Genomic DNA, 13,953 nt, shown 5'->3' with positions numbered 1-13,953 from the left:
AGGTCATACATTTGACAATCGACCATCCTTGAAGGTTTAATAACTTGCCCAGCATTAATCTATTTTTAATATAACATTAGTCTGTATATATTAAATGTTACCATGTACATCTGATTAAGTAAGTGTAAAAATTGAGTAAATATAGCATGGATTCGGTATAATTTTTGTGGCATAAAAACACCTTCTACAATACTAATCAGTAAGTTCTCTTAAATAAACTATTGGTGTATATAAAGGATCGTGTTTGTATAAATTAGAGATATATGATTGTATTACATGATCGATAATATGGTTTAGGTATAGTTTTTGTTTCTATTAATTCATATTAGTTATATTAAACTCTATCATATAACTAGTCTATAAAGTGTCTTATTATCGCTTCAAGCATATACTATGCGAAGTTGCGTAGTAAGTGATTTTACTTATACCTATCCAACTATTCCAGGCCCTTTTTAACTGAGAACGCACTCAGAAGCACTCTACAGGTCCCTTTTTATTTCTTAAAATAATCCAATATTGATTAGCTCGTTATGCCACCTAAAACAGCGTTTATAGCACCTGTTTTGGCAGCTCTACCCCATAAGTCAAGATTGCTTTTTAAAATTCTATTTATGTGCTGCGACCTGCTCGGTGCCAATAGTATCCAGTTGGCATAGCGTACAATAGATCGCCGTTTGATTCATTCTGGTTAGCAGTCGTCTGGCTCTAACCCAATTACCTCTATTAACTATTTTTTAACCAATTATTTATGTCCACAATTTTACTCAAACGTTTCTTCTATCTGTGGCCAGTCGGTTTATTACTGACGATTTCCACAACAGCCTGGAGTCAGACCGGAATTCGTTATTCAGTCAAACTACTGTCGGACGGAATCACGTATCAGGTATCGCTATCCAGTACAGTGAGTTTTACAGGTGCTGATCAGCAGACAAACAGTGCTCAGGTAACCATTGTAGCTCCCGCCAATAGCTTCACGGTCAACTCACTATCGTCGGTCAATGGGACATGGGCAAACAATACGACTGTTCGGGTTCCTTCGCAAAATACCAGTAAAGACTACTTTATTTTTGGCCTGACCAACAATGGCGTATCCATCCCGTATACGGCTAACACCGAAACCATTTTATTTACATTTCGGAACACAGGTTCCTGTGCGGGCGCCATTGAGGTATGGGAAAGTACCGATCCATTCAAATCGAATCCGCCTGTTCAGCCGATCAATGTCGGAAACGACCTTACGGGGTTAGGGTTCACGCTGGCCGGAGTCAGCAATGCCTGGCTGGGCAATTATGGGGTGGGGGGAGCCAACTGTTCATTGCTGCCGGTAGTAGCCATTCTGAGCCCGTCGGCCAATAGTTTAACTAATCTCACGCCTACAGTAAGTGGCACAGTAACAGCCAACTCCAGCGTGACGCTGACAGCGCCAGGTGGGCAGTCGTGTGTAGTGAGCGACGGCGGAACCGGAAACTGGTCGTGTAATTCACTCGCTCTGACAGCAGGCCCGGTTACCTTAACGGCTGTTGCCCGGAATAGTGTAGGGCCAAGCAATACGGCTACCGTTAGCTTTACGGCGGTAGCTCCGCCTACTATTGCCATTACAACTCCGGCGCTAAACGCACAGACTAATCAGTCGCCGATAGTAAGCGGAACGGCAACGCCCGGAGCTAGTGTGACGGTTAGCAGTCCCAATGGCTCGTCATGCGTAACAACCGCCGATGGCAGCGGAAACTGGTCGTGCAGCTCCATCACTGTTCCGGCTGGTCCGGTTACCTTAACGGCTATAGCCGGGAATGTTGGCGGGAAAACCTCTACGACCACCACCTTTACGGCTATTGTACCGCCCACTATTGCTATTCAAAGTCCAACTCCCGGTACGCAGATCAGCAACTCGCCAACCGTGAGTGGTACCGCTACCCCAAGTGCCAGCGTAACTCTGTTGGGTCCGAACAGTCAATCCTGCGTAACAACGGCAAATGCCAGCACTGGAGCCTGGTCATGTAGTTCATTTGCCTTACCGGCAGGTCCCGTTACCTTGACAGCTACAGCCAGCAATATTGGTGGAACTGCTACAACAACGGCCAGTTATTCGGTTCTGACTACGTTAGCTTCTTGCGGGCAAACGCTGAATTTTCTGTCTTCGTTTACGGCAACAGCTCCCCGGACAGTGGACGGATCGACGGTTCAGGTTCTTTCTCAACCCGCTACAGGCTATGTGTACGTAAATAGTGATGGAACCATCCGATTCCAGCCCTCGACCTCAGCCGCCGGAACCGCTACCTTTACGTTACAGGCCGCTTCGGTTTCGTCAACATCGTACATTACCTCGTCTAACGCTCAGGGCAGTGGCAACCTGGGTTGTGCCTTGTGTAGTGGAAACAATCTGAGTAACCTCACATCCGCCAGTACGAACGACTTTGCCACAATCGATCAGACATTAGCGCTTAACGGGACTTATACAGTGCGGGCGAAACTGAACGGTACTGCTTTAAAAGGAGATCTGGCAGGGTTTGTCATTGGAAATAGTGGTCTGTTGTCGGTTTCGACATTACCTACATTGGTTATCCAGACATATCTGAGCGGCTCACCCGTTGAGAGCTATACTGTCAGTAGCTTAGCGAATATCCAGATTCTGAACAGCTCACGCTTTGAAATTAGCTTCCCGACGACTGTGTCGAATTTTGACGAAGTGGCTTTAAGTGTAAAAGCAGGGCTTGCTTTATTGGGGTCGACGGATGTTTACTATGGGTTTGCCAAACCAAAACCACAGTACCAATCACTGACATTTAGCATCGCTTTTCCGGCTAATCTGTGTACGGATGTTTTGTCGCAAACAGCCTGTCCTCAATCATTTAGTGTGCTAGCGAATGATATTCCCACGGGTTCAGGAATTATCGACCCAACGACGGTTACTATTGTTTCTCAACCGGGAAATGGCACCGCTACGGCCAATGCCAATGGGACGATCAATTTCCGGCCATCTGATCCAGGTGCGGGCACAGCCAGTTTTACCTACCAGGTTTGCACAAAAGTTGACCCCACATCAGCTCCAAACAATACAACCGTGGGCGTTTCATCGAGTGGATTCGCTAGTGCTGCCTGCGTTGGCTGTTCAATCACCAGTGTGTCGGCTGTTGGCGATGCCAGTCTGAGTAATAACGCAACCATTACTACGACTGTTGGGGTATCGGGGTATGGCTATGTACGAGCGAAGCTGAGTCGTATGGCGCCCGCTGGCGATTTTGCCGGATTTGTCGTAGAAAACACCTCGCTGGTACAGGTTACGCTCATCAATTCGCTAACGGTGGTGACGTACAAAGGTGGTGTTATTCAGGAATCGGTGGGTACGAACGCGCTCCTGAATGTGTCGGTTTTATCGGCCAATAAGTACAAAGTACGATTCCAGGCAACTAAAGAATTTGACGAGATTGAGATTCGGGCTGGTGCCTTGGGCTCTGTTGGGTCATCGACCAATATCTACTACGGCTTTGCTGAGTTTGGACAGACGTGTACCGTCTACAATACATCCGTCAGCTTCCCCGCAGGCATGGCTTACCAATGTCCCGGTGCTTTCGCCTTCGGAAACTGTGCCACCTCGACGGTCAGCGGTACGCTCATCGTGGGCTTTCCTTCGTCAGGTACCCTCACGTTCCCATTAACCGTCAACCTGGCCGGAACCACATCTGTATCAGTAACCGGTAGTGGAATCACGGGAGTCAGTACACAAACGATCCTGAGTGGTCAAACGTCGTTCACGCTGCCGTTCAGCTACGATGGTAGCAGTCCACGAGGAGTACGATCGCTTACCGTTACTTCGGCCGAAGCGACGGGAAGCTGCTCAACGACAGTGCTTGTTCATGTCATGCCGACGGTTGCAATCAATTCGCCCACTGCCAGCAGCCAGACCAATCTGTCGCCAACCGTGAGTGGTACCGTTACCACAGGGGCTAGCGTGACGATCTTAGCACCTGGCGGACAATTCTGCACACCAACGGTTGATGGAAGTGGCAACTGGTCCTGTAACTCGCTGACACTACCGGCTGGCCCAGTTACCCTAACGGCCGTGGCCGTCAATGAGGTTGGTAGTGCTACGGCCACCACAACGTTTATAGCAGTAGCTCCGCCCACCATTGCTATTGACGTACCGGCTCCCAATAGCCTCACCAGTCTTACGCCCCTGGTCAGTGGAACGGTCACGGCAGGCGCATCGGTCACGTTGCTGGCTCCTGGCGGCCAGTCCTGCATACCTACAGTAGTTGGCACCAGTTGGTCCTGTAATTCATTAACCCTAACGGCGGGTCCAGTTACCTTAACGGCTGTTGCCAGTAATATTGGCGGGACCACAACGACGACGACCACCTTTACGGCCATCAATCCGCCTACCATTGCCATTCAGGTACCAGCCCCCAACAGCCTGACAACGCTGACGCCACTAGTCAGTGGAACGGTCACAGCAGGGGCATCGGTTACCTTGCTGGCACCCGGTGGGCAGACCTGTAACCCAACCGTAGTTGGCACTAGCTGGTCGTGTAGTTCGCTGGTACTGACGGAAGGTCCGGTCACCTTAACCGCCATAGCCAGTAATATCGGTGGAACGGCAACCACAACGACGACCTTTACGGCGGTGGCACCACCCACCATTGTGATCAATACCCCCGCAGCTAATTCAACCACTTACCTTTACCCGGTTGTGAGTGGAACCGCCACACCCAACAGTAGTGTAACGGTTGTCGCTCCGGGTAATGTCCCCTGCGTTGTATCGGTATCGGGTGCCGGAAGCTGGTCGTGTACCTCGTTGACCTTAACGCCCGGTACGGTAAGCGTAACAGCTCTGGTCACTACCATTGGCGGATCAGCATCGGCCGTAACCAGTTTCACGGTTGTGGCTCCGCCCTGTACAACACCTTCGGCACTGACGCTGACTCCTTCCTCTATATCGCTCAATATTGGTGAAAGCGTTATCATTACCGCACAGGGAGGTTCACCAGGGGTATTGACCTGGTCGGTCAGTCCAACTTCCGGTATCAGTCCGCTCAGCAATGGTACAGGTACGTCGACGGCTTCACTGACATTTGCCATAGCGGGTTCGTATACGCTATCGTATACAGCCACGAATAGCAATCAACCCGTCAACTGTGCTAGTCCGGAGAGTGTCACCGCCAGCACAACCATTACGGTGACCGATCCACTGGTTGTGATCCGGCCTAAGGTTTTCCTGGGCGGAGCCTACGATGCCACAACCGGATTAATGCGTGATAATCTGCGTGAGAAAAATCTGTTGCCGCTTATTCAGCCATACTCGTCAATACCGCTGGTTGGTAATGGATTCACCCATGTGGGAGGGGGCGGCAATGAGTCAACCACCTCAGCCGTACTCAGCACAACTGGAGCCAACGCCATAGTCGACTGGGTATTTGTTGAACTACGGAGTCCGTCAAGTGCCTCTACGGTCATTGCTACGCAATCCGCACTTGTTCAGCGGGATGGTGATGTGGTTGATGCCGATGGCACTTCTCCGCTCTCGTTCAGTGTCGGAGCTGGCAATTATTACGTAGTCATTCGTCATCGAAATCACCTGGGGGTAGCTACTTTAAATACCCTGGCGTTGAGCAGTACGGTGGTTACGGTCGACTTTACAGCACTGGCCATGCAAACCTACGGCACCAATGCGCAGCGGATCATCAATAGCAAGCAGGTATTATGGCCGGGTAATACGAATGGGGTAGACTTGGTCAATGGCAAGCGCCGGGTCATTTATCAGGGTAATAACAATGATCTTAGCGGTGTATTCAGCCAGGTACTTCTGGAAAGTGGCAACCTGCTCTCATTGCCGACCTACATTGTACAACGCTATCAAACAGGTGATGTAAACCTGGATGGCGAGATCAGGTATCAGGGACCGGAAAATGATTTGCAGACCATATTCTCAACCGTAATCCTTTATTCGGCACTGGATGTTACGTACGATATTACCTATATCGTTCAGGAACAAATTCCGTAATTTTATTTCAGGAGCCAGCTTACGGGTTGGCTCCTGAAATAGAGATAATTAAGTTACTCAACACATAGAAACCTTATGGCATATTCCTGTCAGGTATACAGGATATGCTATTGTTTAGTAATGACCCCAAACTTCTTATGACTAGTTCTACACGTTTATGGCTGTATGCAGGGTTTCTCCTGTTTGTGCTGATCGGAACCGGAAGCTCAACCGCTTGTCTGGCTCAGGACGGCATTTATTATGCAGTTAAGCTATTACCTGATAAAGTCACCTATCAGGTTTCGTTGACAAGTACTGTAAGTCTTTCTGGCGCCAATCGCATGACCAACAGTGGACAGGTAACGATTGTAACGCCAACTAATAGTTTTACGGTAACCAATGTGCAAAGCAGTAACGGAATCTGGAGCAACAATACGACGGTGCGTCATCCAGCCCAAAATCCTGGTTATGATTATTTTATTTTCGGACTTACGCCGAGTGTCCCCATGATTCCCTACAGTTCTACACAGGAGGTCATTCTGTTCACCTTTACAAACAGTGGTGCCTGCTCAGGTCCTATTGAGTTATGGGCCAGCAACGACCCGTTTCAACCCAATCCACCTACCCAGCCGATCAATGTTGGGAATGACCTGACGGCCCTCGGCTTTGTAGCCAATGGAATGCTGTACAACGCCTGGAAAGGGAATTATGCTGTGGGCAGTGCCAATTGTGCTACCTTACCGACCATTGCTATTGTAAGTCCGGTCACGAATACCACCGTTACAACAACAACCGTTGCGGTTAGTGGTACAGCCACGGCAGGAGCCAGTGTTACGATTAGTGAAGGTGGAACGCAGCTCTGCACCACGACAGCCGCTCAAAATGGTGCATGGGCGTGTACAATTTCCTTTGCCGATGGCCTACATACGCTCGTTGGGCGAGCCAGCAATACAGCCGGGCTGAGTGACCCGAGCACCACAATGTTTACCGTGAACAACAACTGTCAGCCCAAATGCGTCCCAATCGTAATCACGGTAGTCCGACGAAAACGATGAGCTCAATCCCTGTTAAAGGAAAACAGAAAGTCCCTGCTACTTCATAAGTTTTAGAAGCAGGGACTTCCTGTTTTAACTACGACTTAACCAGTCAACAAATTGACTAATCAACTACTTATAGCTGTGGCTGCTCGGCTACGAGTTTTTCATCGACATGGCCGGGGCCGGGTTTGCGATTCCGCATCCAGAACCACAATACGACAAATGCGACAACCAGGAAGATTGGGAACATGGTCATTTTGGCCAACGTTGCCTGGCCAGCTGCCAGTTCTAAAGCATCGCCCGACAAGCCAGTTGCTGCTTTTTCAACCTTAGACGCATCAATCCAGCCACCAATGATGGGTTGCCAGATGGAAGTCGAGAACATACCTACCCCCCCAATAATGGACATGCCCAGGGCTCCACTGGCCGGAATATTTTCGGCGACAAATCCAATCATGGTTGGCCAGAAATAACACACACCGATGGCGAAGAAAATGGCGGCTACGTAGGCCATAGAACCCGTTTGCGTACTGAATAAGTAAATGCCGATGGTTGCGAAAACGGCACCACCCAGCAGTACACCCGTTTGATTGAGTCGATGAATGATTGGCCCACCAAAATAGCGACCAATCGCCATCAGGCCGGTGGTGAGTGCCAGAATGTACATCGGCGTAGCTCCGCTCTTGCTCATGATCAGACCCACCCACTGCTGTGGGCCAAACTCCGAAATGGCAGTGAAGGCCATGCAAACAAACATGAATAGGAAAAGCGGGGTAAGCATGGCCTGGAAATTACTGCTCAACGACGTCGCCTGTACTTCCTTAGAGGTTGGGAACGCTTGGCCGAAGAACAGGAATGCATACACCACGGTAGGGATCATAATGACCCAAACCTGCGTCTGCCACGACAGGCCGGCATCGGTCATGAATTTAGACAGCAGGCTACCAATCACAATACCACCGGGGAACCACATGTGGAAGCGATTGAGCATCTTGTTCATCTGAGCGCCCGTAAACATGTCGGCAATCATTGGGTTACAGGCCGCTTCCGTACAGCCATTCCCAATACCGATCAGCAACGTCGAAATCAGCAACGTCGAATAGCTACCTGCGTAGATCGTCAATAGAATCCCCAGCGTATGGCACAAAAAAGCAACATTCATAATGAGCTTGGGACCTACTGAATAATAAACCAGCCCACCCACAATCATAGCGATCGGAAAGCCGAAGAACCACATGGAATTGATAAAACCTAGCTGCTCAGCCGAGAGTCCAAGTTCGGTACCTAACTGAGGCAGAATACCTGCCCGAATACTAAAGGAAAAGGCAGTTGTGATCAGTGCGAAGCAACTGGCAAGAAACAGTCGCGATTGGTTAACGGTTTGATTCATTTTCTACAAGAGAGGATTTAGTGAGTTTAAGTTAATTAACGAACAAAAGGCGAATGAACAGATAAACTCCCCGCTCTTCGACCGTTTTTGTGCAAAATTTCCGAAAAATAAGAGAAATCCGCTAATTTCCAGCCGCGAAAAACGGGGCGTTGACAAAGACGTTCAATGGTTTTAGGCTGCAAGTTTCAGGTTTACTGGATCTAACGTGAAACTTACAACCTGAAACTTATAGCAAACTATAGTAAACCGGCCCCTGTAAACCGCTTTTTTACCCTGTTTACTCTCAACTTCATTACCAATGCACAGAAAATTGCGAATGGGTATGGTTGGCGGAGGGCTCGATGCCTTCATTGGTGCTGTTCACCGCCGGGCCGCCAGCCTGGACAACGAAATCGAACTGGTTTGCGGCTGCTTCAGTTCATCACCCGACAAATCGAAAGCGACTGGTCATGCGTTGTACCTACCTGAAGACCGGGTCTACTCCTCCTATGAGGAAATGATCCAAAAAGAAAAAGCGCTGCCCGAAGGTGAGCGTATGGATTTCATTTCCATCGTAACGCCTAACCACATGCACTTTCCGCCAGCTAAGATGGCGCTCGAAAACGGTTTCCATGTCATGTGCGACAAACCTATGACCCTCAACCTGGAAGAAGCCAACGTGCTGGCCGGAATCGTTGAAAAGTCGAGACTCGTGTTTGGACTGACCCACAATTACACGGGATATCCGATGGTGAAAGAAGCCCGCGACATGGTACGGAACGGGAAACTGGGCAAAATTCGGAAAGTGGTGGTCGAATACCCACAGGGATGGCTGTCGAAAAAAGAAGAAGACAACAACTACAAACAGGCCATATGGCGTACCGATCCGTCGAAATCTGGAGCGGCTGGCTGTATGGGCGATATTGGTACCCATGCCGAAAACCTGGCCGAATATGTTACGGGCCTGAAAATCGCTGAACTCTGCGCTGATTTGAGCACCTTCGTTCCAGGCCGTTTGCTCGACGACGATGGGAACGTACTGTTACGTTTTGAGGGTGGTGCTAAAGGGGTTCTGCACGCCAGTCAGATTGCCAATGGCGAAGAGAATGCCCTGAAAATTTTCGTATATGGCGAACTCGGTGGCCTCGAATGGCACCAGATGGAACCCAACACGCTCAAATACAAAACGCAGGAAGGCCAGCGGATTATCCGACCGAACGTAGGTGACCTGTCGGCCGCAGCCAAAGCACACTGGCGGCTTCCATCGGGCCACCCCGAAGGGTTCTTCGAAGCATTCGCCAACCTGTACCGCAACTTCGCCTATGCCGTGAAAGCACATATGGAAGGCCGCAGCCCTGACCCAATTTACGACTTCCCCTCAGTAGCCGATGGCGTCCGTGGTCTGGCCTTCATCGACACGGTGATTGCCTCTAGCCAGGATGACACTACCAAGTGGACGAAGTTTGTTAATTGAGTTCTAAAGAGCGAATGAGTGAAAGTGCGATTTACGACAGCGAGGCTCTGCCAGAAATGGAAAGCCTTTTTCAGGAGGCTTGGGCGGACTACTCTGGCCATTCCAAAAGTCAGTTTCTGGATGATCTTGAAAAACGGCTGAAATTATTTATGCTTCGTTGTATAAAGGTATATCGCACGCTTTCAAAAGAATATGATGCTCAACATTTCGGTCATCAGCTTGTTCGCTCATCGTCTTCGGCTGCTGCCAACTTTCGGGCCGTTCGGAGGGGTAGAAGTCAGAAAGAATATTTTGCCAAACTTAGCGTCACTATTGAAGAATTAGACGAATCACTCTTTTGGCTCGAAACGCTTGTTTTCACTGAACTAGTACCCGAGCACCGCCTGACCGGCTTAGTGAACGAAGGTTATCAACTCTTAAAAATTTTTTCTAAATCCCGTAAATCAGCGAGCGACTGACATAAAGAGTGAAAGAGCGAATAAGTGAAAGAGTGACAGTGGTGGAAAACGCTCTTGCACTCTTTCGCTCTTTCGCTCTTTAAACCGCTCTTTCGCTCTTTAAACCCCTCATGCAAAAAATCAATATTGGTGTCGTTGGCACCGGATTCATCGGCCCCGCACATATCGAAGCGCTGCGTCGCCTGCCGAACACAAATGTCCTGGCCCTTTGCGAAGTAACACCCGAACTGGCTCGTCAGAAAGCGGATCAACTGGGAATCGAACGTTCCTGCACCTTCGAGGAACTACTAAAGATGGACGACATCAAAGTCGTTCATATCTGTACGCCCAACTTCCTGCACTACTCGCAGTCGAAAGCCGCTTTGCTGGCCGGTAAACACGTTGTTTGCGAAAAACCGCTGGCCAAAGACCTGCACGAAGCCGAGGAATTGGTTGCCCTGGCGAAAGAGACTGGTCTGGTCAATGCCGTTCACTTCAACCTGCGCTATTACCCACTCGTTCGTCAGATGAAAGTGATGCGCGAGCAGGACGATCTGGGCGATGTGTATTCGGTAATCGGCTCGTACCTACAGGACTGGCTTTTCTACGATACCGACTACAACTGGCGGCTCGAACCCGACAAATCGGGCGATTCGCGAGCCATTGCCGACATCGGGTCGCACCTGATGGACAGTCTGGAATACATCACGGGTCTGAAAACGGTAGCCGTCATGGCCGACTTCAACACCATCCATAAAGTGCGGAAGAAGCCGTTGAAACCTGTTGAGACGTATTCGGGTAAAATGCTGAAGCCCGAAGATTACGCCGACGTACCCATCAATACCGAGGACCATGCGAACGTATTGCTGCGTTTCGACAATGGCAACAAAGGCAGCATCACGGTATCGCAGGTATCGGCCGGGCGTAAGAACCAGATGAAACTCGAAATTGCCGGATCGAAGAAAACCTATGCCTGGAATTCGGAAGCTCCCAACGAAATGTGGATCGGGAACCGCGACGGCGCCAACGAAGCCTTCATGCGCGACCCATCACTGGCTCACCCCGAAGCACGGTCGGTGATTTCATTCCCCGGCGGTCACAACGAAGGTTTCCCCGACACGTCGAAACAGTTGTTTAAAGAGGTCTACGAAGCCGTTGCGGCTGGTAAAATGCCCGAAAACCCAACCTTCCCAACCTTCGCCGACGGCTACCGCGAATTACTCATCTGCGAGAAAATCCTGGAGAGCAATCGCAAGCAGGCGTGGGTGGAAATTTAATTTTGAATGAGTGAATGATAGAATGATTGAATAATGGACGGGCAACCCTATTCATCGGAGAAGCAAGAGTTCATCGAAGACTTTAAAAGGAGAACAAAAGAGTTTGTTCTTCGCAGTGTTCGCGTCTTTCAGGCTTTACCTAAAACCGAAGAAGCCCAGATTCTAGGCAAATAATTTCTCCGCTCAGCTTCGTCAGCAGGAGCGAATTATAGAGCTGCCTGCCGGGCCAGAAGCAAAGCTGAGTTTTACGCTAAATTGAGTATTGCTATTGAAGAAGCGGACGAGTCGCTCTTCTGGATGGAGATCCGGACCGAATCAAACATTATTCCATTCAATCGTCTTGAAAACTTAATTCAGGAAGCCATAGAAATTATAAAAATTCTGTCCAAAGCGCGAAAAAACACATAAGGTACAATTTTGAATGAGTGAATGAGTGAATGATAGAATTGCCTCTTACAATCATTCACTCATTCACTCATTCTATCATTCTATCATTCAAAATTGATTCATCCATGAAAACAATGAAAGGTCCGGGCATATTTCTTGCCCAATTTTTAGGGGATACAGAGCCCTTTAATTCGCTCGATTCTATTGCCAGATATATGGCCGATCTGGGCTATAAAGGTATCCAGATCCCAACCTGGGATTCTCGCGTGATCGACCTGAAACAGGCGTCGGAAAGTCAGACGTATTGCGACGAGCTGAAAGGCAAACTGGCCGATATGGGGCTTGAAATCACGGAACTGGCTACGCACCTGCAAGGGCAGTTAGTCGCTGTGCATCCAGCCTATGGCCCTATGTTCGACGGGTTCGGTCCTGCTGAACTGGCGGGTAAACCCAAAGAACAGCAAGCCTGGGCAACTGACCAGTTGATCATGACGGCCAAAGCCAGCAAAAACCTGGGCTTGAAAGCCAGCCCAACATTTTCGGGTGCATTGCTATGGCCGTTCATCTATCCGTGGCCACAACGTCCGGCGGGCCTGGTCGAAACCGGGTTTACCGAACTTGCTACCCGCTGGAAGCCTATCCTCGATGCTTACGAAGACGCTGGTGTCGATCTGGCGTATGAGCTGCACCCCGGCGAGGACCTGCACGATGGCATTACATTCGAGATGTTCCTCGAAAAAACGGGCAATCACCCCCGCGTCGGTATCAACTACGACCCCAGCCACTTTGTGTTGCAGCAACTCGATTACCTGCAATTCATTGACTTCTACCACGAGCGCATTTTTGCCTATCACGTGAAAGATGCTGAGTTTAACCCAACGGGCAAACAGGGCGTTTATGGTGGCTATCAGGGATGGGTAGAGCGCGCTGGCCGATTCCGTTCACTGGGCGACGGCCAGGTTGATTTCTCGGGCATTTTCTCCAAACTGGCACAATACGACTACGATCGTTGGGCGGTACTCGAATGGGAATGCGCCCTGAAACACCCCGAACAGGGAGCCGCCGAAGGGGCGCCGTTTATCGAAAGTCACATCATCCGCGTTACCGAACGTGCCTTCGACGATTTCGCCGGTACCGGTGCCGATGAAGCGTTCAATAAGAAGGTGTTGGGGTTGTAAACCTTTAATATTTATTGAGCTTTTCGTGGTGTCGGGTTCTCAAACCCGACACTTTTTACTTGTGCGATAGACAACTTTTTATCAGTACTATTGATCGAATCATGACTTTGTCATTCCGACCGGAGGGAGGAATCTCAAGCTTTCTTAGTTAGCAGGATTGAGATTCCTCCCTCCGGTCGGAATGACAAAGTCTGGCGGTCTATCCTGCTCTTTCAGGACCTATCATTCACCAGCATATAAAAGTAGAAATCAATAAATTATCATCATGATCGACTTTAATATAACAAAGCAGAACCTGCTCACTCATTTAAAAGAAACACAAGAACAGATTCAAAATGCTGTTATGCCATCGCAAATTGAATCTAAATATGTAACAACGTCTCAAATCAAAAATGAAGAATACATCCGCCAATTTGCAAAGAAACTACCAACATCAGAGCATCATATTTACTGGTTTGAAGTTGATAATTCAGAATTATTGATAAGTCAATTTGGTAATAAAGGTGAAAAAGTCGACTATAAATGCCCACGTGACAACAAAGGTACTGATAGCAAATACGTATATGTGGGTAGCTGTACAAAAACAAAACTGAGTAGTCGATTCCTACAGCATTGCGGCTGGGGAAATGACCAAACGTATTCATTGCAACTAAAAAAATGGCTTGATGAGAATGAACTAACCTTTACATTTTCTTATGTACAAATCAAAAATCAGCTAATAATCCAATACTTTGAAGATCAGCTTCATAAAGATTTAAATCCACTATTTGGAAAATCGGGAGGCAACAACAAAACAGCAACAAAAAAATAAAATTAA

Annotated in this window: 8 protein-coding genes and 1 pseudogene; 8 read left to right on the top strand and 1 reads right to left on the bottom strand. The window is 48.8% G+C overall.

All coding sequences use genetic code 11. The features are described 5' to 3' along the window. The first annotated feature begins 748 nt into the window (after positions 1-748). On the top strand, positions 749-5,998 hold the full coding sequence (locus tag ACYVFD_RS32875) for a beta strand repeat-containing protein (protein WP_461094777.1): 5,250 nt from the start codon (positions 749-751) through the stop codon (positions 5,996-5,998). Positions 5,999-6,135: 137 nt separating this feature from the next. Further along, positions 6,136-7,032, top strand: coding sequence for an Ig-like domain-containing protein (locus ACYVFD_RS32870; RefSeq protein ID WP_461094776.1), 897 nt, complete (start codon positions 6,136-6,138; stop codon positions 7,030-7,032). A gap of 115 nt (positions 7,033-7,147) precedes the next feature. On the opposite strand, the gene ACYVFD_RS32865 is transcribed toward ACYVFD_RS32870, so the two are convergent. After that, complete coding sequence (locus ACYVFD_RS32865; protein WP_461094774.1) at positions 7,148-8,404, bottom strand: MFS transporter; 1,257 nt, start codon at positions 8,402-8,404, stop codon at positions 7,148-7,150. Positions 8,405-8,720: 316 nt separating this feature from the next. On the opposite strand from ACYVFD_RS32865, the gene ACYVFD_RS32860 reads away from it, so the two are divergent. The 6 genes and pseudogenes from ACYVFD_RS32860 to ACYVFD_RS32835 all read left to right on the top strand — a co-directional run bounded on the left by ACYVFD_RS32860 (position 8,721) and on the right by ACYVFD_RS32835 (position 13,947). Then, a complete protein-coding gene (locus ACYVFD_RS32860; protein WP_461094819.1) occupies positions 8,721-9,857 on the top strand; it encodes a Gfo/Idh/MocA family protein in 1,137 nt (378 codons plus the stop codon). A gap of 14 nt (positions 9,858-9,871) precedes the next feature. Then, positions 9,872-10,315 carry a four helix bundle protein gene (locus tag ACYVFD_RS32855; RefSeq protein WP_461094773.1) on the top strand — a complete coding sequence of 148 codons (444 nt, stop codon included), beginning with the start codon at positions 9,872-9,874 and terminating at the stop codon, positions 10,313-10,315. Positions 10,316-10,425: 110 nt separating this feature from the next. Further along, positions 10,426-11,571, top strand: coding sequence for a Gfo/Idh/MocA family protein (locus ACYVFD_RS32850; RefSeq protein WP_461094772.1), 1,146 nt, complete (start codon positions 10,426-10,428; stop codon positions 11,569-11,571). A 189-nt stretch (positions 11,572-11,760) separates the two neighbouring features. Beyond that, positions 11,761-11,979, top strand: a pseudogene (locus ACYVFD_RS32845) (four helix bundle protein); the annotation flags it as partial. Positions 11,980-12,083: 104 nt separating this feature from the next. Then, positions 12,084-13,136 carry a sugar phosphate isomerase/epimerase family protein gene (locus tag ACYVFD_RS32840; protein ID WP_461094770.1) on the top strand — a complete coding sequence of 351 codons (1,053 nt, stop codon included), beginning with the start codon at positions 12,084-12,086 and terminating at the stop codon, positions 13,134-13,136. Between the two features lie 265 nt (positions 13,137-13,401). Further along, positions 13,402-13,947, top strand: coding sequence for a hypothetical protein (locus tag ACYVFD_RS32835; RefSeq protein ID WP_461094769.1), 546 nt, complete (start codon positions 13,402-13,404; stop codon positions 13,945-13,947). The last annotated feature ends 6 nt before the right edge of the window (positions 13,948-13,953 follow it).

The organism is Spirosoma gilvum, assembly GCF_054776815.1.
This window is presented reverse-complemented; position numbering and strand designations above follow the sequence as displayed.

What these genes read in the sequence shown, in the direction of transcription:
- ACYVFD_RS32835 (WP_461094769.1), top strand. Translation starts at nt 13,402, where the DNA reads ATGATCGACTTTAATATAACAAAGCAGAACCTGCTCACTCATTTAAAA.
- ACYVFD_RS32855 (WP_461094773.1), top strand. Translation starts at nt 9,872, where the DNA reads ATGAGTGAAAGTGCGATTTACGACAGCGAGGCTCTGCCAGAAATGGAA.
- ACYVFD_RS32875 (WP_461094777.1), top strand. Translation starts at nt 749, where the DNA reads ATGTCCACAATTTTACTCAAACGTTTCTTCTATCTGTGGCCAGTCGGT.
- ACYVFD_RS32840 (WP_461094770.1), top strand. Translation starts at nt 12,084, where the DNA reads ATGAAAACAATGAAAGGTCCGGGCATATTTCTTGCCCAATTTTTAGGG.
- ACYVFD_RS32870 (WP_461094776.1), top strand. Translation starts at nt 6,136, where the DNA reads ATGACTAGTTCTACACGTTTATGGCTGTATGCAGGGTTTCTCCTGTTT.
- ACYVFD_RS32850 (WP_461094772.1), top strand. Translation starts at nt 10,426, where the DNA reads ATGCAAAAAATCAATATTGGTGTCGTTGGCACCGGATTCATCGGCCCC.
- ACYVFD_RS32865 (WP_461094774.1), bottom strand. Translation starts at nt 8,404, where the DNA reads ATGAATCAAACCGTTAACCAATCGCGACTGTTTCTTGCCAGTTGCTTC.
- ACYVFD_RS32860 (WP_461094819.1), top strand. Translation starts at nt 8,721, where the DNA reads ATGGGTATGGTTGGCGGAGGGCTCGATGCCTTCATTGGTGCTGTTCAC.